Raw genomic sequence first — 23,705 nt, 5'->3', positions numbered from 1 at the left:
AGTGCAACAGATCAGCACCAAGAACTACTTCTCTCTGTGTGGAATCCGGTTCTGCAGCTCTGTTGTACTATGGCTCGACTTCATACTCATTTTTTCGACGCTAACTTTCATTTTCGATGCCTCGGCACAAACGCTAGCATTAGCAGCTTCCTTGTATGGGATTCCGGCACTTCTCTTTGGCCCTTATCTAGGATCATTGGCAGACCGATTCAACCCCTGCATAATAATCTCGGTCAGTTTCTGTATTCGTTTCATTGCATCTTGCGCTCTGTTTGCAGCCCCTTCCGTCGAGTTGTTTTTGGCATTTACAATGCTAAAGGGCTTATCTAACCTTGGCTCAACAGCGGCCGAAGTCGTTCTCACAAGAAACTTGCTGACCGCACCGCAGATTATCCGTAACACTTCATTAATTATGATAATAGATCAAACCGTAAAAATCGTATCCCCCCTTGCAGCTGGGATTCTCACAGGATTGAGTTTTAAGTCAGCCGGTTTTTTACTTTCCGCTTTTGTGTGTTTGTGCGGTTTACTATTCGTAACTTTACTATCTGCAAGGATCATGAGAAGCGAGGCCACATGTCCTTTAATTCCAAAAACCAGCAACCGACAAATCTATAGTTTTTTCAAAAAACAATTGACCGCACGTATTTTTTTAATGTGCATACTTTCCCAGTCAGCCGCCTTGGGTCTATACGACTCCCTATTGAGCTTGCTGTTGAAGGGGAACGGACAAAGTGCAACGTCTTTCGGCGTTATCGTCAGTGCAACTGCACTGGGCGGCATTTTTGCAGGCTTCTTGTTTCCACGCTTTTATCGTAGTGGTTCGCGTATCTGCTCCACAATAGCGTCGATGTGTTTTGGTCTCGCAGTACTCGCAGTCGGATCTCTCAGCTTTTTTCCTGCGTATTTCGAGCTTAATCTCTTGTCGCTACTTTTTCTTCTCGCCGGATTCGCCTATGGCCTGACAACTCAGGGCCTCACAACCACTTTGCAACTCACTTGTCCCCCTAACAAATTGGGTACGACATTTGCGACTGTGCGCACTCTATCCATCGCTCTGTTCATCAGTTTCCCCATACTGGGTGGTTGGCTAGCGGAATTGGCCAACATCGCCAGCGTTCTCTTAGCAGCAGGTATCTCCACCACCTTGATCGCTTGTACGCTACATGTTACCCATCGGACGAATCATTCAGAAAGTACCAGCATACGAGATAGCGCAACCATAGACTGAAACACTGCAAGCCTGCGAAAGTGCAGGCTTGCAGTTAAAGGTTTGCGGGAGCATGCGCACCCGCGCTTCGGCCACGGCCTCACGCGAAGTCACGGCTTTATCGGTGACGTCGACCATATTGGCGCGACCTTGGGAATCGAGATGAGTCAGCACAGCGTTACTCCTGCTTCAGGACAGCCGATTGTAAACCCTCGAGTCAGGCCTTAGCGACAAGCGCGGGCAATGCCAGCGTCTTTTAATGTGCGTTATTCATCTATTACACGCTGGCGCTCGGGCAGGTAGAAACTGGCAACGCTGCACACTTGAAGACACCATTACCCGACGCCAGGAGGCACCGCTATGGTCATTAACGCGAAAGACTACGAAAAGTTGCAACCCGTCTTTGCTCCATACATTGGCAAAACATTCAGCAAGCAGCTAGCCAAACAGATCAGCGAAACGGCAGGCGGGGGTGAAGTCACCGAGATTCGGCCGGGGGTCATTGGTTACACCGGGCAAAGCCCTTACCTGCTGATTCTCGACGGGGACGACACCATCATCAGCGTGATTTTCACCGGCTGGAGCGGTTTTGGCCGTGGCTGGAAATGAAGTCACCGGCAATGAAAAAGCCCGCATCGACTGATGCGGGCTTTTTTACAACCTCCGTGATGGTTACAGGTGCGATTCGGCGTATTCGGCCAGAATCGAGCGCGGCACGCCCTGCAGGGTGATGTGCACGCCGTTGGGGAAGTCCTTGAAGCGCTCGGTCAGGTAGGTAAGGCCGGAGCTGGTAGCGGACAGGTAAGGGGTGTCGATCTGCGCCAGGTTGCCCAGGCAGATCACCTTGGAACCGGTGCCGGCACGGGTGATGATGGTTTTCATCTGGTGCGGGGTGAGGTTCTGGCATTCGTCGATCAGGATCAGGCTCTGCTGGAAGCTGCGGCCCCGAATGTAGTTCAGCGATTTGAACTGCAGCGGTACACGCTCAAGGATGTACTCGACGCTGCCATGGGTGTTTTCGTCATCCATGTGCAAGGCTTCGAGGTTGTCGGTGATTGCCCCGAGCCAAGGCTCCATTTTTTCTGCTTCGGTACCCGGCAGGAAGCCGATTTCCTGGTCCAGCCCCTGCACGCTGCGGGTGGCGATGATGCGCCGGTAGCGCTTGCTGACCATGGTCTGCTCGATGGCGGCAGCCAGGGCCAGGATGGTCTTGCCGGAACCGGCGGCGCCGGTTAGGTTGACCAGGTGAATGTCCGGGTCAAGCAAGGCGAACAGCGCCAGGCTCTGATGAATGTCCCGGGGCTTGAGGCCCCAGGCCTCCTGGTGCAGCAGTGGCTCCTGGTGCAGGTCGAGCAGCACCAGCTCGCCATCCTTGATGCCCTTGATCCAGCCGACGAAGCCCTGTTCGTCGATGATGAACTCGTTGATATGCACGGCCGGCAGGTTATCGATCATCTGCACCCGGTGCCAGGTGCGGCCATGGTCCTGGCGGGTCTCGACCTTGCTGACGCGGTCCCAGAACGAGCCGGTGACGCTGTGATAGCCCTTGGACAGCAGGGAAACGTCGTCAACCAACTGGTCGGTGCTGTAGTCCTCGGCCGCGATCCCACAGGCGCGGGCCTTGAGGCGCATGTTGATATCTTTGGTGACCAGCACCACGTCCATTTCCTTGCGTCGACCACGCAGCTCCAGCAACTGGTTGATGATGATGTTGTCTGCGAGGTTTTCCGGCAGCAGGCGGTTGGGCTCGTTGCGCGGGCTCATGAGAATGGACAAAAAGCCTTTGGGGCCACTCTTGCCCCGCTGGATCGGCACGCCCTGCTCGACATCGGCCGGCGTGGCATCGCCCAGGGTCTGGTCGATCAGGCGGATGGCCTGGCGACATTCGGCGGCAATCGTGTGTTTGCCGGTCTTGAGTTTGTCGAGCTCCTCCAGCACCGTCATCGGGATGGCGACGTGATGCTCCTCGAAGTTGAGCAATGCGTTGGGATCGTGAATCAGTACATTGGTATCGAGCACATAAAGGATTGGCTGGTTGGAGGAAGTGGTGCGTCCTTGATCATCCATACTCGGTCACCTTTGTGGGAGCCAGACGACGCAATACCTGAACGGTGCTGCGCCGCGAAGTGGCCGCCGGTTCTCCCCGGGCCCGCGTCGTTACGGGTAGGGAGCTGCGAACAAAGAATGGGCCGTAGGACGCCACCTGTGCTGCAGGGTTCGGCGGTCTGTCTTCGTAATACCGCAAAACCCATGACCGAAAAAAGCGTTTTTACGTTTTTTTGAAGTTTATTTTTCGATCGGCCAATTAGCCCTTGGCGCAGGGGCAAAGCACCGCTACAGTCATAAATCCAGTCATGTGAAATGCCTGCGGCGTTTTATTCCCGGGCGCCAAGCGATCCTCACATCTTCACAGCTTTTCGCCGAAATTCCGGCAATCTTCCCAGCCAATTCCACTCTGCGCCGTTTGCTTGAGCAACCAGGCCAGTGCTTCCTGCGCCTTGGGCTGGGCGTCGTGAAACTGGATCAGCCCCTTGCGCCACAGCAGCATCAAGGTCAGCACCCGCTGGGCCGACTGCTCGCTGTTCAACGCGCCCTGATCCTGGGCGTCGATATCCCACAACACCACCTGCAAATGCTGGCCGGCGAAGAATGCCTGGCTGTCGGCACGGCGCTGGCCGTAAGGCGGCCGGAACAACGGCACATACTGCTGTGGCAAGTCGCCCTGCACCCGCGCCTGGCTGCGCAGTACCGAGTCCTGCCAGCCCTGCCACTGCCCGTGGGAGCGATACTGCCAGCCTTGCAAGCCCACGCACTGGTCCTGGTAAAGCGCCCTCAGGTCGGCCAGCGAGGTCTTGTCGCGCCGGTTCTGCAGACTGTTGCCCAACACAAAAAAGGTCGCAGACAGCCGTTGCCGGCGCAGGAACTCGGCCAGGCCGTCGGTACTACCGCCCGCCAATGACGGGCCGCCATCGAAGGTCAGCATGAACAGCCGGTCGTTGAGCTCGTCGCCATTGCGCTCAAGGTCGGAGAAGCGCTCGATCTCGCTGGCAGTCTGCGGGAACAGCGCGGCCTTGCGCAGCAACTCGTCCAGGTAGCGCTCGTGAAAAGCGCGGCCGGGCTCGGCCCAACCGCCATAAAAGGAATCGGCGGCAACCTCGAAGCTCGCCGTCTGTTTGTGAAAATCAGCCAGGTCGTCGATGGCATAGCAGAATGAGGCGTCCTGCTCGCAGCTCTTCTGGGCCAGGTCGTAGTTGCGCCACAAGCGCTGCCAAAGGCGCTGGCGCAGGCTGTTGATCGACACCAGGTTGATCTGCCGCAGGTTCAGCCGCGCCGCCAGGGTGCCCTGATCAAGCACCTCGCTTTCACCCAGCACCCGGGCGAAGCCGAGGATCTCGGCGCGCGAGGCGACATCGAACAACGCCGGGCTGTCGAGCGGCTCAGGCCAGTGGCTGCGGTCAAAGGTGGCGACCGGGGCAGGCGCTGCACCAGCAGCAACGCTGAACAGTCCGGCCAGTAAGAGAAGGGCAATGCGCACGATCGGGCTCTCCGTTTTCCTCGCCGCGCACTATAGCGCCAAGTGTCGGGATGGTCTGTGGCTATTACCTTGATAGCTGGAGATCGCCGCCCCCGCCCCGTAGAATCGGCGCCACGAATAAAGGAGCCGACCTGATGCTGACGGTGATTTCCCCCGCCAAGACCCTCGACTACGACACCCCGCCGGTGACCCAATGCTACACCCAGCCGCAGTACCTGGACGACTCCCAGGAACTGATCGTGCAACTGCGTGAACTGTCGCCTGCGCAGATCAGCGAACTGATGCACCTCTCCGACAAGCTCGCAGGTCTCAATGCCGCGCGCTTCGGCAGCTGGACCCCGGCCTTCACCCCGGAAAACGCCAAACAGGCGCTGCTGGCGTTCAAGGGTGACGTGTACACCGGTCTCGATGCCCAGACCCTCAGCGAAGACGACTTCAGCTACGCCCAGGATCACCTGCGCATGCTCTCCGGCCTGTACGGCCTGCTGCGCCCGCTGGACCTGATGCAGCCCTATCGCCTGGAAATGGGCACCAAGCTCGCCAACGCCCGTGGCAAGGACCTGTATGCCTTCTGGGGCACGCGCATCAGCGAATGGCTGAACCAGGCCCTGGCCGAGCAAGGCGACGAGCTGCTGCTGAACCTGGCCAGCAACGAGTACTTCAGCGCGGTCAAGCGCAGTGCCCTCAAGGCGCGGGTGATCAATACCGAATTTCGCGACTTCAAGAACGGCCAGTACAAGATCATCAGCTTCTACGCCAAGAAGGCCCGCGGCATGATGAGCCGTTTCGTGATCCAGGAACGCATCAACGATCCCGAACAGCTCAAGCAGTTCGATGTGCAGGGCTACTACTACAGTGCCGAGCTGTCGAAGGCCGATAACCTGGTGTTCCTGCGCGATCATCCGGACGAGTAACCCTCTGGGGCCGCTTCACAGCCCAATCGCTGGCAAGCCAGCTCCCACAGGTTTTTGTGGGCACTGGCTTGCCAGCGATGACGCCTGAACAATCGCCATAATACTGACGCCAAAAAACCACCCACCTAGTTTTATTGCAAAATGCCATAAGACCGTTCGTAATTTTTTGACGAATTTCGAAAAATAATTTCCGGTACTGGCACAAAAACATCCCCCCTCGCGTTCGCCCTTTATATACAGGGATGAAACTGCCAAGTGCTATCAAAGTGAAAGTATGGCCATCAGATAAAATATTAAAAAATCTTTCACGACCTTTGAACTCGCCCCGGAACTTATCCCCTCAGCCGTCGCTCATACCACCCGTAACGATTCTCGAGCGACAGGTGAGAGATGACTTACATCACTGATTGGAGCGCACAGCCATTGTGCATCCAGACAACTTTGACTTGAGTGTCGGTCGCCCGACCTACAGTTGAACCCAGGAGAAACGCGCCCCTACAAATCGTCCTTGTGGTTGATTTCAAAGGATTTTATTCACTTGAAAGAACAAGCACTGCAGTTCCGGGTAACCGATCTGCAATAAAGACGGCTGCATAACAGGGCACGCCCATAATTATTGGCCTTTGGCTGCCAAGTTTAAGTGCAAAGACTTTTGCACTTGATATTTATATGCCTGCACACGGTGAAGTGACATCTTTTTGCCACGCCGCCGTGTGCCCGATAACTGCTGGTTAATCAACCCGGTCTGGCTCTTCTTATTGAGCCGGCGTGATAAACACATGAGGTGAATGCGATGCGTATCAGCATCTTTGGTTTGGGTTATGTGGGTGCAGTCTGTGCTGGCTGCCTGTCGGCACGGGGTCATGAAGTGATTGGCGTCGATGTATCCACCACCAAGATCGACCTGATCAACCAAGGCAAATCGCCGATTGTCGAACCGGGCCTCGAAGCCCTGCTGCAACAGGGTATCGACAATGGCCGCCTGCGTGGCACCACCGATTTTGCCGCCGCCATCCGCGACAGCGACCTGTCGATGATCTGCGTCGGTACGCCAAGCAAGAAGAACGGCGACCTGGGCCTGGAATACATCGAGTCGGTGTGCCGCGAAATCGGCTTCGTGCTGCGGGAAAAATCCAGCCGCCACACCATCGTGGTGCGCAGCACCGTATTGCCGGGCACAGTGAAGAACGTGGTCATCCCGATCCTCGAAGACTGTTCGGGGAAAAAGGCCGGCGTCGACTTCGGCGTGGCGGTCAACCCGGAATTCCTGCGCGAAAGCACCGCGATCAAAGACTACGACCAACCGCCAATGACCGTCATCGGCGAGCTGGACAAGACCAGTGGCGACCTTCTGCAATCGCTGTACGAAGAACTCGACGCACCGATCATCCGCAAGGACATCGAAGTGGCCGAGATGATCAAGTACACCTGCAACGTCTGGCACGCCACCAAGGTCACCTTCGCCAACGAGATCGGCAACATCGCCAAGGCTGTCGGCGTCGATGGCCGTGAAGTGATGGACGTGGTCTGCCAGGACAAGGCCCTGAACCTGTCGCAGTACTACATGCGCCCGGGCTTTGCCTTCGGCGGCTCGTGCCTGCCCAAGGACGTGCGCGCCCTGACCTACCGCGCCGGCAGCCTGGACGTCAAAGCACCGCTGCTCAACTCGCTGATGACCAGCAACGAATCGCAGGTGCAGAACGCCTTCGACATCATCGAGAGCCACGACAAGCGCAAGATCGCCCTGCTCGGCCTGAGCTTCAAGGCCGGCACCGACGACCTGCGTGAAAGCCCGCTGGTGGAACTGGCCGAACGCCTGATCGGCAAGGGCTACGACCTGAACATCTACGACAGCAACGTCGAGTATGCGCGGGTCAACGGCGCCAACAAGGACTACATCGAGTCGAAGATCCCGCACGTGTCGTCGCTGCTCAATGCCGACTTCGACCAGGTGATCAAGCACGCCGACGTGATCGTCCTGGGCAACCGCGACGAGAAATTCCGTGCCCTGGCCCAACAGGCTCCGGAAGGCAAACAGGTCATCGACCTGGTCGGTTTCATGAACAAACCATCCTGCCCGGCCAGCCGTACCGAAGGTATTTGCTGGTAACCACAGGCTGCGCGGGGCTACCCGGCCCCGCGCACCATCAACGCCCTTTCCATTCGATACGGATGCAGAACATGCAAAGGCTCAAGCACGGCCTGTTACAGGTCGCCGGTTGGCTGTTCTACGTGAGCCTGCTCATGTTGATCGCCCTGGCCTTGCCCAACTCCATTTTCGACCCCGACTCGAAGGACTTCATTTTCCTGGTCGGCGCCGTCGGCATCTGGCGCTATTCCATGGGAGCCACGCACTTTGTGCGCGGCATGCTGTTCCTCTACGTGGTCTACCCCTACCTGCGGCGCAAAGTGCGCAAGCTCGGTAGCGCGGCCGACCCGTCCCACGTGTACCTGATGGTCACCAGTTTTCGCATCGATGCCCTGACTACCGCCCAGGTCTACAGCTCGGTGATCCGCGAGGCGATCGACTGCGGTTACCCGACGACGGTGGTCTGTTCACTGGTGGAAATGTCCGACGAGCTGCTGGTGAAAAGCCTGTGGGAAAAATACAACCCGCCGGAACGTGTAACCCTCGACTTCGTGCGCATCGCCGGTACCGGCAAACGCGACGGCCTGGCCTACGGCTTTCGTGCCATCTCCCGCCACCTGCCGGATGAGAACGCAGTGGTCGCGGTGATCGATGGCGACACCGTGCTCGGCGAAGGCGTGGTCCGCAAGACCGTGCCCTGGTTCAAGCTGTTCGGCAATGTCGGCGGCCTGACCACCAACGAATTCTGTGAAGTGCGTGGCGGCTACATCATGAGCGAATGGCACAAGCTGCGCTTCGCCCAACGCCACATCAACATGTGCTCGATGGCCCTGTCCAAGCGCGTGCTGACCATGACCGGGCGCATGTCGGTGTTCCGCGCCGCCGTGGTGACCAACCCCGAGTTCATCGCCGACGTCGAGAACGACTCGCTGCAGCACTGGCGCCTGGGCCGCTTCAAGTTTCTCACCGGTGACGACAAGTCCAGCTGGTTCAGCCTCATGCGCCTGGGCTACGACACCTTCTACGTGCCGGATGCGGCGATCAACACGGTCGAGCACCCGCCGGAAAAAAGCTTCATCAAGGCCAGCCGCAAACTGATGTACCGCTGGTACGGCAACAACCTGCGGCAGAACTCCCGGGCCCTGGGCCTGGGTATCCGCCGCCTCGGCCTGTTCACCAGCGTGGTGCTGTTCGACCAGCGCGTGTCGATGTGGACCAGCCTGCTGGGCCTGACCGTCGCAGTGATCGCCAGCCTCAAGTTCGGCCCGGCGTTCCTGCTGGTGTACCTGCTGTGGATCGGCATCACCCGGCTGATCCTGACGATCATGCTGCTGTGCTCGGGTCACAACATCGGCCCGGCCTACCCGCTGATTCTTTATTACAACCAGATCGTCGGCGCGATCATGAAGATCTACGTGTTCTTCCGCCTCGACAAGCAGTCCTGGACCCGCCAGCCCACTGCCCTCAAGCGCGACCTCGCCAGCTTTCAACAATGGTTCAACACCTGGTCCTCCCGGACCATGACCTTCTCGGCGGCCAGCATCTTCATTGCTGTGCTGTTCATGGTCGTGTGAGCCGGAACCCGATTGGATTAAACAGGAACAAATCGCCATGAATACCGCCGTCAACGTCAATGTCGTGCATGAGTCCGAAGCCCAGCGTCAGCACGCGCGGGTGCGCATCCCGGCCAAGCTGCGCTACCTGGGGGGGAACCGCGAAACCCTGGAAGTGAAGGTCGACGACCTCTCCGCCGGCGGCCTGAGCTTCCACGCCAAGCACCCGTTGAAGGTTGGCGAAGTGCTGCGCGGGCGCCTGCAGTTCACCGTCGACAAGCTCGGCCTGGCCATGGACATCGAGATCCAGGTGCGCTCTTTCGACCCGTCCAGCGGCCGCACCGGCGTGCAGTTCCAGAACCTCGAACCGCGTGACATCGCCACCCTGCGCCACATCATCACCTCGCACCTGTCCGGCGAGCTGATCACCATCGGTGATGTGCTCAGCACCCTGCAGCGCGACAACTTCACCAAGGCGCGCAAACAGAAGGATGCCAGCGGCGGCATGAGCGCGTTCGGCCGCCTGCGCGCAGTGACCTTCAGCCTCGGCGTGTTCGTGGTCGGCGTGGCGGCGTTCGGCTTTATTGCCAAGTCGGTGTATGGCCTGTACTTCGTCAGCCATGCCCAGGCCGGGGTGGTCAGCGTGCCGACCAGCAACGTCACCATGCCGCGCGACGGCACCGTGCAGGGCCTGGTGGAAAACGGCGGCCAGGTGGTCAAGGGCGCGCCGCTGGCCTCGTTCAGCACCAGCATGCTGGACATGCTCAAGGGCCACCTGGATGACCAGCAGCTGGAGCCGGCCAAGGTCGAGGAGCTGTTCGGCAAGCAGATGAGCGGCACCCTGACCAGCCCCTGTGATTGCGTGGTCGCCCGCCAACTGGTGGATAACGGCCAGTACGCGAGCAAGGGTCAGGTGATTTTCCAACTGATTCCGCGCACCAGCAATCCGACCATTGAAGCGCGCTTCAGCTATCGCCAGTTCGACGACGTCAAACCCGGCACTCGCGTCAACTTCCAGATCGCCGGTGAAGACGACTGGCGCAAGGGCGAGATCGTCAGCAGCACCAGCCTGAACAGCGAAGACCTGTCTTCGGATATTCGCGTGCAGATCAAGCCAGAGGGTGCACTGCCCAGCGAACTGGCCGGCCGCCCGGTGGCGGTGGACAGCAACCGTGGCCCGTCGCTGGACTGGCTGATCGATAAAGCCGTGGCCCGTGGGCTTTGATGAGGGTCTGCCTGTGAATATGCTAAACGCCGGCGAGTGCTACGCACTCGATCGCGGGCAAGCCCGCTCCCACAATGATCCGGGTAACACCACAGTCCCCTGTGGGAGCTGGCTTGCCAGCGATGCCCTTAAAATTTGCGGCCTGGCCCTGGCCATCAGCCTGGCCGGTTGTGCCGGTCTGCCCGACCAGCGCCTGGCCAACGAGGCGCTCAAGCGCGGTGACACCGCCCTGGCCGAGCAGAACTACCGCCAGCTCGCCGACCTCGGTTACAGCGAAGCGCAGGTAGGCCTGGCCGATATCCAGATCGAAACCCGCGACCCGGCCAAGCTCAAGGAGGCCGAGGCCACCTACCGCGCTGCCGCCGATATCTCGCCGCGTGCCCAAGCCCGCCTCGGACGCCTGCTGGCCGCCAAGCCGGACGCTACCGAAGCCGAGCGCCAGGAAGCCGAAACCCTGCTGAAAAAAGCCTTCGCCAATGGCGAGGGCAATACCCTGATCCCGCTGGCGATGCTTTACCTGCAATACCCGCAGAGCTTCCCCGGCACCAACGCCCAGCAGCAGATCGATAAGTGGCGTGCCGCCGGTTACCCCGAAGCCGGCCTGGCCCAGGTCCTGCTGTACCGCACCCAGGACACCTATGACCAGCACCTGGACGAGGTCGAGCGCATCTGCAAGACCGCGCTGAGCAGCACCGACATCTGCTATGTGGAACTGGCCACCGTCTACCAGAAACGCGCCCAGCCCGAGCAACGGGCGGCACTGATCGAACAGCTGAAAAGCGCCTACCAGCATGGCGCGATCCCCGCCACCCGGGTCGACAGCGTTGCCCGCGTACTGGCCGACCGCAGCCTCGGCCAGACCGACGAGAAAACCGCCCAGGCCCTGCTTGAGCAGGTGGCGCCGGTCAACCCCGGCTCCTGGGTCAGCCTGGCGCAATTGCTCTATGACTTCCCCGAGCTTGGCGACACCGACAAGCTGATGGAGTACATCGACAAGGGCCGCGCCGCCGAACAGCCGCGTGCCGAGTTGCTGCTGGGCCGCCTGTACTACGAAGGCAAGACTGTAGCGGCCGACGCGCAGAAAGCCGAAACCCATCTGCTCAGCGCCGCCAACGCCGGCGAAGTCAGCGCCCATTACTACCTGGGCCAGCTGTACCGCCGTGGCTACCTGGGCAATGTCGACCCGCAAAAAGCCGTCGATCATTTGCTCAGCGCCGCCCGCGGCGGCCAGCTCAGTGCCGACTACGCCCTGGCCCAGCTGTTCAGCGAAGGCCACGGCATCCGCCAGGACCTGGTCAACGCCTGGGTGTTCAGCCAACTGGCACAAGCCAATCCCAGCGACCAGTCACGCGAGCTGGCAGCCCAACTCGATCAGCAACTCACCCCGGCGCAGAAGGCCCAGGCTCAACGCCTGTTGCAACAAGAACGCCAGGCCCGTGGCGCCATGGGCCCCGCTGCCCTGGCCCTGCAAGCGCAACCCGAACAAGGCGAGGACTCCCTATGACACTCAATCCGTGGATGAAAGCAGGCGTAGGCCTGGGCTTTGCCCTGCTCTGGTCCTGCCCGACCCTGGCAGCGATGACTGCTGAAAAGAACTTCGGCCTGGACGTGAAGATCACCGGCCAGTCCGAAGACGACCGCGACCTGGGCACCCGTTCCGGCGGCGACGTCAACGGCCTGGGCCTGGACCTGCGCCCCTGGGTGTACGGCGAGCGCGGCAACTGGAGCGCCTTCGCCATGGGCCAGGCGGTGGCGGCTACCGACATCATCGAGACCGACACCCTGCGCCAGTCCGGCGACCAGGCCGAGGCCGACAGCGGCCGCACCAATGGCCGTGAAGCGGACAAAAACTACCTGGCCATGCGTGAGTTCTGGGTCGGCTACAGCGGCCTGACCGCCTACCCCGGCGAGCAGCTGCGCTTCGGCCGCCAGCGCCTGCGCAACGACGACGGCATGTGGCGCGACACCAATATCGAAGCGCTGAACTGGACCTTCGACACCACCCTGCTGCGCGCCAACCTGGGCGTGGCCGAGCGCTTCAGCGAGTACCGCACCGACCTCACCGAGCTGGCCCCGGAAGACAAGGACCGCCTGCACGTTTACGGCGACGTCGCCACGCAGTGGACACCCGGCCACTGGGTCGGCCTGCGCGCTCACCACAGCCACGACGACGGCAAGCTGAAAAACCCGGGCGAAACCGTCGATGCCCTGGACAAGACCCGCACCGGCGACCTCACCTGGCTGGGCCTGGAAGCCAACAGCGACGCCTACAACTGGCGCAACCAGAACCGCGTCAACTACTGGGGCAGCATGACCTGGCTGACCGGTGATCGCGACAGCCTCAACACCACCACGGTCAACGGCGAGCAGGTGGCCAGCGGCAAACAGAGTGGCGACGTCAATGCCTGGGCCACCGACCTCGGTGTCCGCCTGCGCCTGGATCCCAACTGGCAGGTCGGTGCCGCCTACGCCCGCGGCAGCGGCGGCGGTGGCAGCGATGGCTCGGGCAACTACGAGCAGACCGGCCTTGAGAGCAACCGCTCCAACTTCACCGGCACCCGCTCGCGGGTCCATCGCTTTGGCGAAGCCTTCCGCGGCGAGCTGGGCAACGTACAGGCGGCGACCCTGTTCACCTCCTGGCAACTGCGCGACGACTACGACGCCAGCCTGATCTACCACAAGTTCTGGCGCGTCGATGGCGACCAGAACATCGGCAGCAGTGGCATCAATGCCGTGGTCGAGGACAACGGCATCAACCGGCCGCTGGTCCAGGGCGAGAAAGACCTCGGCCAGGAGATGGACCTGGTGGTCACCAAGTACTTCAAGCAAGGCCTGTTACCGGCCTCGCTGAGCCAGTCGATCGACGAGCCGTCGGCGCTGGTGCGCTTTCGTGGCGGCGTGTTCAAGCCCGGTGATGCCTATGGCAAGGAAGCGGACTCCTACATGCACCGCGCTTTCGTCGACGTGATCTGGCGCTTCTGACGCCTGGGGTGCAATGAAATGAGCCTTCCTCCAAACACGCTCCATGCCCTGCTGGCCGGCACCCTGCTGCTGGCCAGCAGCATCGCCCTGGCCAACGGCCAGGCGCCGACGCCGGTGGCCAAGGAGCTGCAGCAGGCCAAGACCTACACCGTCAGCAGCGCGCCGATCGAGCCGCTGCAGATCCCGGCACCGACCCTGCCGGACCTGTCCGGCTACACCGTTGATGCCGTGCAGAAAAAGATCGTCCGCAGCCACAAGGGCAAGGTTTCGGTGCGGCGCATGCTCCAGGAAAACAGCCTCAAGGAGTTCATCGGCGGCGACAACAAGATGGCCGAATGGGTGGCGCGCCAGCATGGCATCCCCCAGGCGATCTTCATCGACGACGGCCATGTCGACTTCACCGAGTTGAGCAAGCAGGTGCCCAGCCAGTACCTGCGCGAAACCGCACCGGGCGTGTACCTGGCGCGCCTGCCGATCGTGGTCGGGCCAAAAGGCGTGCTCGAGATCGACGCCAAGGTCAAGGAACTGCGCCTGTCCCAGGAGGGCGGCGCGTTCATCGTCAACGACGGCAAGCTGTTCGTCAGCGATACCCGGTTGACCGGCTGGCGCGAGCAGGACAACGGCCCGGCGACCTTCCGCTCGCCCAAGGAGTTTCGCCCGTTCCTGCTGTCCTGGGGCGGCACCGAGACCTACATCGTCAACAGCAAGATGGCCAGCTTCGGCTACGCCAAGAGTAAGTCCTACGGCGTGAGCATCTCCCAGTACACGCCGAACATGGCCAAACAGATGGGCCGTTCGGAACCCACCGGCTGGATCATCGGCTCCGAATTCAGCGACATGTGGTACGGCTTCTATTGCTACGAAACCAGCGACTTCGTGGTCAAGGACAGCACCTACCGCGACAACATCGTCTACGGCATCGACCCCCACGACCGCTCGCACCGCTTGATCATCGCCGGCAACACCGTGTACGGGACCAAGAAAAAGCACGGCATCATCGTCTCGCGCGAGGTCAACGACAGCTGGATCATCAACAACAAGAGCTATGACAACAAGCTCTCGGGCGTGGTGATCGACCGTAACAGCGTCAACAACCTGATCGCCTACAACGAGATCTACCGCAACCACACCGACGGCATCACCCTGTACGAGAGCGGCGACAACCTGATCTGGGGCAACAAGCTGATCAACAACCGCCGCCACGGCATTCGCGTGCGCAACAGCGTGAACATCCGCCTGTACGAGAACGTCGCCATGGCCAACGGCCTGGTGGGCGTGTACGGGCACATCAAGGACCTGTCGGAAACCGACCGCGACATCGCCCTCGACCCGTTCGACACCAAGGTCTCGCTGATCGTCGTCGGCGGTGAGCTGGCGGCCAACGGCAGCGGCCCGCTGTCGATCGACTCGCCGCTGAGCGTGGAACTGTACCGGGTCTCGATGCTGGCCCCGAGCAAGGCCAGCGGCATCAGTTTTTCCGGGGTACTGGGCGAGCGCCAGGACGAGATTCTCGACCTGATGGTGCGCCAGGGCAAAGCCGTGCTGATCGATCCGGTCGAGCGCCAGACCGAAATGCTGGACTGAGGAAGCCAATCTTATGCAACCACAACTGACCAAGCTGCTGAGCCTTTCCGGCCTTGCCGCCGCCCTGTTGGCGATCAGTGCCCAGGCGTCGGCCGAGCAGGCCCAGGCACCCCGCTTCAGCGCCGAACCGTGCTGCCAGCTGTGCCCGCAGGCCCACGACGCCAGCCGCTACACCACCCGCTACCAGCAGAACTTCACCACCCTGATACAAGCCCAGGGCGACTGGCTGTTCCGCACCCGCGAAGACCTGCGCACCGAGTTCGACACCACGCCGGCCGGCTACCGCCGCCTGCAGCAGTTGCACGATGCGTTCAAGGCCAGGGGCGTGGAGCTGGTGATCGTCTACCAGCCGACCCGTGGCCTGGTGAACCGCAACATGCTCAAGCCCGCCGACAAGGCCGCCTTCAACTACACCAAGGCGCTGCACAACTACCAGGCCATGCTCGGGCGCTTCAGCAAGATGGGCTACACCGTGCCCGACCTGTCGCCGCTGACCAACGAACAGTTGGCCGCCGCCGACCAGGGCAAGGATTTCTACTTCCGCGGCGATCAGCACTGGACCCCCTACGGCGCCGAGCGCGCGGCGAAGATCGTCGCCGACAGCGTGCACAAGATGGCGGCCTTCGCCGAGGTGCCCAAGCGTGAGTTCGAAAGCCACAAGTCCGGGCGCATGGGCAAGACCGGCACCCTGCACAACGTCGCCGGGCAACTGTGCGGCACCAGCTACGCGGTGCAGTACATGGACCAGTTCGTCACCGAACCCAAGGGCGAGAGTGGCAGCGACGACCTGTTCGGCGATTCCGGCAACCCGCAGATCACCCTGGTTGGCACCAGCCACAGCGGCAAGAACTACAACTTCTCGGGCTTTCTCGAACAGTACATCGGCGCCGACGTGCTCAACGTCGCCTTCCCTGGCGGCGGCCTGGAAGGCTCGATGATCCAGTACCTGGGCAGCGAAGCGTTCCAGAAAAACCCACCGAAGATCCTCATCTGGGAGTTCTCGCCGCTGTACCGCCTGGACCAGGAAACCATCTGGCGGCAGATGCTCGCCCTGGTCGACAACGGCTGCGCAGGCAAGCCCGCGCAGATGAGCGCCAGCACCACACTCAAGCCAGGCAAGAACGAGCTGATGGTCAACGGCCGTAACGGCGTGATCAAGGACCTGACCAATGGCCGTCACCAACTGGACATCCAGTTCGAGGACACCTCGGTCAAGACCCTGCAAGCCACCCTCTGGTACATGAACGGCCGCCACGAGGACCTGAAGATCGAGAAGCCGCAGACCGCCGACACCGATGGCCGCTTTGCCTTCGAGCTGCGCGAGGACGAGGACTGGGCCGCCCAGACCCTGCTCGCCGTGGAAGTTCAGGGGCCGCAGAGCGGCAGCCAGAAAGTCGCAGCCACGCTGTGCAAACGCAAGTGAGGTGCTTATGAACACATTCAGCACATCCCCTGTAGGCGCGGGCTTCAAGGTGCTCGCGCTGGCCCTGGCCCTGTTCGGCCCGGCCGTGCAGGCCGCCGGGCTGGTTCCTCCCCAGGGTTACTACGCCGGGATCGAGAAACTCAAGAGCGGCGGCAGCGACTTCAAGTGCGAAGCCATCCCCCGCCCCTACACCGGCAAGCTGCAGTTTCGCAGCAAGTACGAAGGCTCGGACAAAGCCCGCGCGACCCTGAACAAGGCCTCGGAACAAGCCTTTCGCGATTCCACCGCGAGCATCACCACCCTTGAGCGCGGGGTCAGCAAACAGGTCATGCAGTACATGCGCGATGGCCGCCCGCAGCAGCTCGACTGCACCCTGGAGTGGCTGAGCAGCTGGGCCAGCGCCAATGCGCTGATGTCCACCGACTACAACCACACCGGCAAGTCGATGCGCAAATGGGCGCTGGGCAGCCTGAGCTCGGCCTGGCTGCACCTGAAGTTCTCCAACTCCCAGCCGTTGGCTGCGCACCAGCAACAGGCCGAGCTGATCGAGAAATGGTTCGGGCGCCTGGCCGACCAGGTGGTCAAGGACTGGAGCGACCTGCCGCTGGAGAAGATCAACAACCACTCCTACTGGGCGGCCTGGTCGGTGATGGCGACCGCCGTGGCCACTGACCGCCGCGACCTGTTCGACTGGTCGTTGAAGGAATACCGGGTGGCCGCCAACCAGGTCGACGCCCAGGGCTTTTTGCCCAACGAGCTCAAGCGCAAGCAACGTGCCCTGGCCTACCACAACTATGCCCTGCCGCCGCTGGCGATGATCGCCAGCTTCGCCCAGGCCAACGGTGTCGATGTGCGCCCGGAAAACAACGGCGCGCTCAAGCGCCTGGGTGAACGGGTGCTGGCGGGGGCGAAAGACCCGAGCCCGTTCAAGGCCAAGAATGGTGAAAAGCAGGACATGGATGACCTGAAGATCGACAGCAAGTACGCCTGGCTCGAACCCTGGTGCAGCCTCTACCGCTGCAACAGCGATGTGCTCGGGCGCAAGCACGACATGCAGCCGTTCAAGAGCTTCCGCCTGGGCGGCGACCTGACCCGGGTCTATGACCCGCAGGCCGAACAGAAAAAGTAAGGATCTGCATTGTCCCTGTGGGAGCTGGCTTGCCAGCGATCGGAACACCGCGATGTGTCAGATACGACGCCTCGCTGGCAAGCCAGCTCCTACAGGGTTGGTGCAAGGCAAAGATTTGATCTGGTTTCTCCCGGGAGGTTTCACGGGGGGTTTGGGGGGCTGCTGCCCCGACTGATAACGACAAGGAGAGATCGGGATGGTGTTTTCATCCAATGTGTTCCTGTTCCTGTTCCTGCCGATCTTTCTCGGCTTGTACTACTTGAGCGGGCAACGCTATCGCAACGCCCTGTTGCTGCTGGCCAGTTATGTGTTCTATGCCTGGTGGCGGGTGGACTTCCTGGCGCTGTTCGCCGGGGTCACCCTGTGGAACTACTGGATCGGCCTGAAAGTCGGCGCCGCCGGCGTGCGCACCAAACCGGCCCAGCGCTGGCTGCTGCTGGGCGTGGCGGTCGACCTGGGCATCCTCGGCTACTTCAAGTACGCCAACTTCGGCGTCGACAGCCTTAACGCGATCATGACCTCGTTCGGGCTTGAGCCGTTCATCCTCACCCACGTGCTGCTGCCGATCGGCATCTCGTTCTACATCTTCGAGTCGATCAGCTACATCATCGACGTGTACCGCGGCGACACCCCGGCGACCCGCAACCTGATCGACTTCGCCGCCTTCGTGGCAATCTTCCCGCACCTGATCGCCGGCCCCGTGCTGCGCTTCAAGGACCTGGCCGATCAGTTCAACCACCGCACCCACACCCTGGACAAGTTCTCCGAGGGTTGCACACGCTTCATGCAGGGCTTCATCAAGAAGGTGTTCATCGCCGACACCCTGGCGGTGGTCGCCGACCATTGCTTCGCCCTGCAGAACCCGACCACCGGCGACGCCTGGCTCGGCGCCCTGGCCTACACCGCGCAGCTGTACTTCGACTTCTCCGGCTACAGCGACATGGCCATCGGCCTGGGCCTGATGATGGGCTTTCGCTTCATGGAGAACTTCAAGCAGCCGTACATCAGCCAGTCGATCACCGAGTTCTGGCGGCGCTGGCACATCAGCCTGTCGACCTGGCTGCGCGACTACCTGTACATCACCCTGGGCGGCAACCGCGGCGGCACCTTCGCCACCTACCGCAACCTGTTCCTGACCATGCTCCTGGGCGGGCTGTGGCACGGTGCCAACTTCACCTACATCGTCTGGGGTGCCTGGCACGGCATGTGGCTGGCGATCGAGCGGGCCCTGGGCATCAACGCCGCGCCGCAGCGCTTCAACCTGGTGCGCTGGGCCTTCACCTTCCTGCTGGTGGTGATGGGCTGGGTGATCTTCCGCGCCGAAAACCTGCACGTCGCCGCACGCATGTACGGCGCCATGTTCAGCTTCGCTGACTGGCAACTGTCGGAGCTCAACCGCGCCAGCCTCACCGGCCTGCAAGTGGCGACCCTGGTGCTGGCCTACGCGACCCTGGCGTACTTCGGCCTGCGCGACTTCTACCGCAACGCCAAGCCCGAAGCCAAGGCCAGCCCCGTGGCGGTCCACGCCGACGGCAGCCTGGGCCTGGACTGGGGCCTGTACGCCACCCGTGCGCTGGTGCTGCTGCTGTTCGTTGCCTCGATTCTCAAGCTCTCGGCGCAAAGCTACTCGCCGTTCCTCTACTTCCAGTTCTGAGCGAGCCGACCATGACCCGATCATTACGCAAACTCTACGCCCTGCTGTTCCTCGCCCTGTTGCTGGGCCTGGGCCTGTGGTCGCTGGGCGGCCTTGGCAGCTTCCAGCGCAGCGCGCAAATGACTGCCCTCGACGGCAAGCTGGCCAAGGCCGCCGAGACCCACTACGACGAGCAGTTCCCGCTCAAGCGCATCGGCACCAACCTGTGGGCGGCGCTGGATTTCAAGCTGTTCAACGAAGGCCGCCCGGGCGTGGTGCTGGGCCGCGAGCACTGGCTGTTCAGTGACGAGGAGTTCAAGCCGGTGGCCAATAGCGACCAGTTCGAACAGGAAAACCTCGCGCTGATTCGCGGTGTACGCGACACCCTGCAACAACGCGGCGTGCAGTTGGTGCTGGCGATCGTGCCGGCCAAGGCGCGGTTGTATCCGGAGTACCTCGGCGAGCAGACCCCAGCCAGCCTGCACACTGACCTGTACAACGAGTTCCACGCCCAGGCCCGCCAGGCCGGTGTGTTCGCCCCCGACCTGCTGGCGCCGCTGCAGGAGGCCAAGGCCCGTGGCCAGGTGTTCCTGCGCACCGACACCCACTGGACGCCGCTGGGCGCCGAAGTGGTCGCCCAGCACCTGGCCGCCGCCGTCGCGCGCCAGACCCTGCTCAACGGCGAGCCGCAGCAGTTTGTCACCGAACAGCGCCAGAGCGCGCCGTACAAAGGCGACCTGACCAACTTCCTGCCGCTCGACCCACTGTTCAGCAACCTGCTGCCGCCGCCGGACACCCTGCAAAAACGCAGCACCCGCCCAGCCCAGGCTGAAGGTGAAAACGGCGACGCACTGTTCGCCGACAACGAAATCCCGGTGGCGCTGATCGGCACCAGCTACAGCGCCAACCCCAACTGGAACTTCCTCGGTGCCCTGCAACAGGCGCTGCGCAGCGACGTGGTCAATTACGCCGAAGACGGCCATGGCCCACTGCTGCCGATGCTCAAGTACCTGCAAACCGACGCCTTCAAGAACAGCGCGCCGCAAGTGCTGATCTGGGAGTTCCCGGAACGTTATCTGCCAATGCAAAACGACCTCAGCGCATTCGATCCGCAGTGGATCGCGCAGCTGAAAAAAACCCGCAATGCCAATCAAGACCTGGCCCTGTCGTCCCATCGGACGGAAAACTGAAGAGGAAACGCACATGACCTTGCATACCCCAAAGCACCGCATCGCCAAAGCCTGCGCCCTGGCCGCAGGGCTCAGCCTGCTGTCGCTGCAAGCCTTCGCCGGCGCCGATGCCGCACTGTATGGCCCAACCGCACCGAAAGGCTCGACCTTCGTGCGCATCTACAACGCCAGCGCCCAGCCAGTGAGCGCCAGCGTCGGCAATACCCAGATCAACGCGGTGGCCGCCCAGGGCAGCAGTGATTTCAGCTTCATGCCCCAGGGTGATTACAGCGCCAAGGTCGGCAGCCAGAGCCTGCCGGTCAAGCTCGCCGCTGATCACTACTACACCCTGGTCAACAACGCTTCGGGCCAGCCGCAACTGATCGAGGAGCCACCGTTCAGGAACAAGCAGAAATCCCTGGTTCGGGTACAGAACCTCAGTGACCAGGCCCTGACCCTGAAGACCGCCGACGGCAAGACCGAAGTGGTCAAGCCGGTCGCCGCCAAAGCCCGTGGCGAGCGCGAGATCAATCCGGTCAAGGTCAGCCTGGCGCTGTATGAAGGCGACAAGAAAGTCAGCGACCTGAAGCCTGTGGCTCTGGAGCGCGGCGAAGCGGCGGTGCTGTATGTCACCGGCTCCGGCAGCAATCTGTCGCCGGTCTGGGTCAAGCGCCCGGTATCCACCCGTTAACCACCTGCCTATTTCAATTTTTGGAGAACACTCATGATTCCAGTCATTCTGTCCGGTGGTAGCGGCTCGCGTCTGTGGCCCCTGTCGCGCAAGCAATTCCCCAAGCAGTTCCTGGCCCTGACCGGTGAACACACCTTGTTCCAGCAGACGATCGAGCGCCTGGTGTTCGACGGCATGGACGCGCCCATCGTGGTCTGCAACAAGGACCACAAGTTCATCGTCAGCGAGCAACTGCACAACCTGAAACTCGAAACCCAGGGCATCCTCATGGAGCCCTTCGGCCGCAACACCGCGCCAGCGGTAGCCCTGACCGCGATGAAGCTGGTCAACGAAGGCCGTGACGAGCTGATGCTGGTGCTTCCGGCCGACCATGTGATCGATGACCAGAAAGCCCTGCAACGCGCCTTGGCCCTGGCCACCGTGGCCGCCGAGCGCGGCGAGATGGTGCTGTTCGGAGTCCCGGCGAGCAAACCGGAAACCGGCTACGGCTACATCAAGTCGAGCCAGGATGCGCTGCTGCCCGAAGGCGTCAGCCGGGTGGCGCAGTTCGTCGAGAAGCCGGACGAAAAGCGCGCGGCCGAATTCGTCCGCGCCGGCGGTTACTTCTGGAACAGCGGCATGTTCCTGTTCCGCGCCAGCCGCTTCCTCGAAGAGCTGAAAAAGCACGATGCCGACATCTACGACACCTGCCTGCTGACCCTGGAGCGCAGCACGCAAGACGGCGACAACCTGAACATCGACGAAGCCACCTTCGCCTGCTGCCCGGACAACTCCATCGACTACGCAGTGATGGAGAAGACCCGGCGTGCCTGCGTGGTGCCGCTGTCGGCCGGCTGGAGCGATGTCGGCTGCTGGTCGTCGCTGTGGGATGTGCACGAAAAAGACCACAACGGCAACGTCACCAAGGGCGACGTGGTGGTCCAGGACAGCCGTAACTGCATGATCCACGGCAACGGCAAGCTGGTGTCGGTGATCGGCCTTGAGAACATCGTCGTGGTCGAGACCAAGGACGCCATGATGATTGCCCACAAGGACAAGGTTCAGGGCGTCAAGCAACTGGTCAACACCCTCAACGAACAGGGCCGCAGTGAAACCCAGAACCACTGCGAGGTGTTCCGGCCGTGGGGCTCGTACGACTCGGTGGACATGGGCGGGCGCTTCCAGGTCAAGCACATCACCGTCAAGCCCGGCGCCAGCCTGTCGCTGCAAATGCACCACCACCGTGCCGAGCACTGGATCGTGGTGTCCGGCACCGCCGAGGTGACCTGCGACGAGAACGTGTTCCTGCTCACCGAGAACCAGTCCACCTATATCCCGATCGCTTCGGTGCACCGCCTGCGCAACCCGGGCAAGATCCCGCTGGAGATCATCGAAGTGCAGTCCGGCAGTTACCTGGGCGAGGACGATATCGAGCGCTTTGAAGATGTCTACGGGCGCTCGACGCCGATCGAGCGCGGGATCTCGATCAAGACCATCGCGCAGTAACCCCGTAGCCTGCCCATCGCCGGCAAGGCCGGCTCCCACACTGGATCTGTATTCACAATCCCTGTGGGAGCCGGCCTTGCCGGCGAAGCTTTTTGAGGCCCACCCGATTTACGGTTAGGATGAAAGCACCCCGCACACAAGGTTCATTCCATGTTCATCGGTGCCCTGCTGATCCTCACCTGGCTGGTCCTGCTGCTGCGCTACCCGGCCAAGGCCCTGCCGATTTCCCTGGCAGCATTGCTCGGCCTGGGGCTGGTGGCGTTGTGGGTGGTGTGGCTGGACAACCGCGAAGCCAACCAGTTGGCCCGCCTGGAACTGCGCCTGACCTACGCCCCCGAGCAATGCCCGGCCGATCGCCCGCTGCAAGTGCATATCAACAACGGCAACTCGGTGCCTTTGCTGGAACTGCGCTGGCGGGTCGCCGCCTATGCCCCGGGCGATACCGTCAACCTTGCCGAAAACACCTATGCCGCGCCGCGCTACCGCGGCCCGGGCGAGCTGCAACCTGGCGCCAGCTGGCAAGAGTGCCTGCCGTTGCCACCGCTGCGCTCCGGCTACCGGCCACAGAGCGTCGACTACCGCGCCGAGCACCTGCAAGGCAGCTTCGCCGACTGAGCACCTGGTATTTTTGCCAGGTTACCCCAGCGGCAAAACCCTGTTGAATATCGCTGCAGACTTCACTGCCTAGCGGAGTAAGGTCATGGTCGATACATCGCCAGCGGTTCAGGACGAATTCAAGCTGCTCTTCGAACGTATCAATAACCATCGGACCCTGGCCAAGCCGGTGGTGATCCTGGTGTACTCGGACACCTGTCCGGCGTGCGCCGACGCCAAACGCAATGTGACTACCCTGGCCAACAACGGCTATCGGGACCGCGTTCAGTTCTATCAACTGACCTTCGCCGCCTTTCAGGCCTTGTCCTGCGACCTGCAGGTTACCCATGTGCCCACTCAACTGCTGTATGACACTGCAAGCCAGCGCCAGCTGTGGACCGGCATCTACACCGAACAGTTGGAAAATGCGCTGAAAACATTGATCGCTGAAGTATGATCCAGTACCCCCACTGCTCAAGGACAGCAACT

General features: G+C 61.6%; 19 protein-coding genes and 1 pseudogene. 17 read left to right on the top strand and 3 right to left on the bottom strand.

The annotated features are described in order from the left end of the window. The first annotated feature begins 1 nt into the window (after position 1). Positions 2-1,231, top strand: a complete 1,230-nt coding sequence (locus UW3_RS28045) for an MFS transporter (RefSeq protein ID WP_010220722.1) — start codon at positions 2-4, stop codon at positions 1,229-1,231. A gap of 39 nt (positions 1,232-1,270) precedes the next feature. Here UW3_RS28045 and moaC read toward each other — a convergent pair. Continuing rightward, positions 1,271-1,384 (bottom strand): annotated as a pseudogene (moaC, locus tag UW3_RS28040) (cyclic pyranopterin monophosphate synthase MoaC); the annotation flags it as partial. A gap of 186 nt (positions 1,385-1,570) precedes the next feature. Here moaC and UW3_RS0102875 point away from each other — a divergent pair. Continuing rightward, positions 1,571-1,819, top strand: coding sequence for a hypothetical protein (locus tag UW3_RS0102875; protein ID WP_010220721.1), 249 nt, complete (start codon positions 1,571-1,573; stop codon positions 1,817-1,819). 63 nt (positions 1,820-1,882) lie between these two features. Here the strand turns inward: UW3_RS0102875 and UW3_RS0102870 are convergent, their stop codons facing one another. Together UW3_RS0102870 and UW3_RS0102865 are read right to left on the bottom strand one after the other, a co-directional pair. Continuing rightward, positions 1,883-3,277, bottom strand: coding sequence for a PhoH family protein (locus UW3_RS0102870; protein ID WP_010220720.1), 1,395 nt, complete (start codon positions 3,275-3,277; stop codon positions 1,883-1,885). Between the two features lie 340 nt (positions 3,278-3,617). Next, complete coding sequence (locus tag UW3_RS0102865) at positions 3,618-4,745, bottom strand: polysaccharide deacetylase family protein (RefSeq protein ID WP_010220719.1); 1,128 nt, start codon at positions 4,743-4,745, stop codon at positions 3,618-3,620. A 134-nt stretch (positions 4,746-4,879) separates the two neighbouring features. Between UW3_RS0102865 and yaaA the strand changes: the two genes are divergently transcribed. From yaaA to UW3_RS26415, 15 genes are all read left to right on the top strand, one after another. After that, on the top strand, positions 4,880-5,659 hold the full coding sequence (gene yaaA, locus UW3_RS0102860; protein WP_010220717.1) for a peroxide stress protein YaaA: 780 nt from the start codon (positions 4,880-4,882) through the stop codon (positions 5,657-5,659). A 793-nt stretch (positions 5,660-6,452) separates the two neighbouring features. After that, entirely contained in the window at positions 6,453-7,769 is a 1,317-nt protein-coding gene (locus UW3_RS0102855) for a nucleotide sugar dehydrogenase (protein ID WP_010220716.1), read from the top strand. A 62-nt stretch (positions 7,770-7,831) separates the two neighbouring features. Continuing rightward, the gene (gene alg8, locus UW3_RS0102850) at positions 7,832-9,322 is read left to right on the top strand and encodes a mannuronan synthase (RefSeq protein WP_026001177.1); all 1,491 of its coding nucleotides are present in this window, start codon (positions 7,832-7,834) and stop codon (positions 9,320-9,322) included. A 37-nt stretch (positions 9,323-9,359) separates the two neighbouring features. Then, a complete protein-coding gene (locus UW3_RS0102845; RefSeq protein WP_010220713.1) occupies positions 9,360-10,526 on the top strand; it encodes an alginate biosynthesis protein Alg44 in 1,167 nt (388 codons plus the stop codon). A gap of 19 nt (positions 10,527-10,545) precedes the next feature. Next, positions 10,546-12,030 carry an alginate biosynthesis TPR repeat lipoprotein AlgK gene (gene algK, locus UW3_RS0102840; protein ID WP_010220712.1) on the top strand — a complete coding sequence of 495 codons (1,485 nt, stop codon included), beginning with the start codon at positions 10,546-10,548 and terminating at the stop codon, positions 12,028-12,030. Beyond that, entirely contained in the window at positions 12,027-13,508 is a 1,482-nt protein-coding gene (locus UW3_RS0102835; protein ID WP_010220710.1) for an alginate export family protein, read from the top strand. The genes algK and UW3_RS0102835 overlap by 4 nt, the downstream gene beginning before the upstream one ends. An 18-nt stretch (positions 13,509-13,526) precedes the next feature. After that, positions 13,527-15,092 (top strand): mannuronan 5-epimerase AlgG, encoded by a 1,566-nt coding sequence (algG, locus tag UW3_RS0102830; protein ID WP_010220708.1) that lies wholly within the window; start codon positions 13,527-13,529, stop codon positions 15,090-15,092. A 13-nt stretch (positions 15,093-15,105) separates the two neighbouring features. Further along, a complete protein-coding gene (locus tag UW3_RS0102825) occupies positions 15,106-16,515 on the top strand; it encodes an alginate O-acetyltransferase (RefSeq protein WP_010220707.1) in 1,410 nt (469 codons plus the stop codon). A gap of 7 nt (positions 16,516-16,522) precedes the next feature. Continuing rightward, positions 16,523-17,644 (top strand): mannuronate-specific alginate lyase, encoded by a 1,122-nt coding sequence (locus tag UW3_RS0102820; RefSeq protein WP_010220705.1) that lies wholly within the window; start codon positions 16,523-16,525, stop codon positions 17,642-17,644. A 196-nt stretch (positions 17,645-17,840) separates the two neighbouring features. Next, positions 17,841-19,298 (top strand): MBOAT family O-acyltransferase, encoded by a 1,458-nt coding sequence (locus tag UW3_RS0102815; protein WP_010220704.1) that lies wholly within the window; start codon positions 17,841-17,843, stop codon positions 19,296-19,298. An 11-nt stretch (positions 19,299-19,309) separates the two neighbouring features. Next, on the top strand, positions 19,310-20,467 hold the full coding sequence (locus tag UW3_RS0102810) for an alginate O-acetyltransferase (RefSeq protein ID WP_010220702.1): 1,158 nt from the start codon (positions 19,310-19,312) through the stop codon (positions 20,465-20,467). 13 nt (positions 20,468-20,480) lie between these two features. Next, positions 20,481-21,137: an alginate O-acetyltransferase AlgF gene (locus UW3_RS0102805; RefSeq protein ID WP_010220701.1), complete on the top strand. Its 657-nt coding sequence runs from the start codon at positions 20,481-20,483 to the stop codon at positions 21,135-21,137. Positions 21,138-21,170: 33 nt separating this feature from the next. Next, positions 21,171-22,622 carry a mannose-1-phosphate guanylyltransferase/mannose-6-phosphate isomerase gene (locus tag UW3_RS0102800; protein ID WP_010220700.1) on the top strand — a complete coding sequence of 484 codons (1,452 nt, stop codon included), beginning with the start codon at positions 21,171-21,173 and terminating at the stop codon, positions 22,620-22,622. Between the two features lie 150 nt (positions 22,623-22,772). After that, complete coding sequence (locus tag UW3_RS0102795; RefSeq protein WP_010220699.1) at positions 22,773-23,237, top strand: hypothetical protein; 465 nt, start codon at positions 22,773-22,775, stop codon at positions 23,235-23,237. A gap of 85 nt (positions 23,238-23,322) precedes the next feature. Then, the gene (locus UW3_RS26415) at positions 23,323-23,673 is read left to right on the top strand and encodes a thioredoxin family protein (RefSeq protein WP_010220698.1); all 351 of its coding nucleotides are present in this window, start codon (positions 23,323-23,325) and stop codon (positions 23,671-23,673) included. Positions 23,674-23,705 lie beyond the last annotated feature (32 nt).

This window comes from Pseudomonas donghuensis (assembly GCF_000259195.1).
GTDB classification, from domain to species: Bacteria; Pseudomonadota; Gammaproteobacteria; order Pseudomonadales; family Pseudomonadaceae; genus Aquipseudomonas; species Aquipseudomonas donghuensis.
Note: the sequence above shows the minus strand (reverse complement) of the source record. Positions and strands in the feature narration are given on the sequence as shown.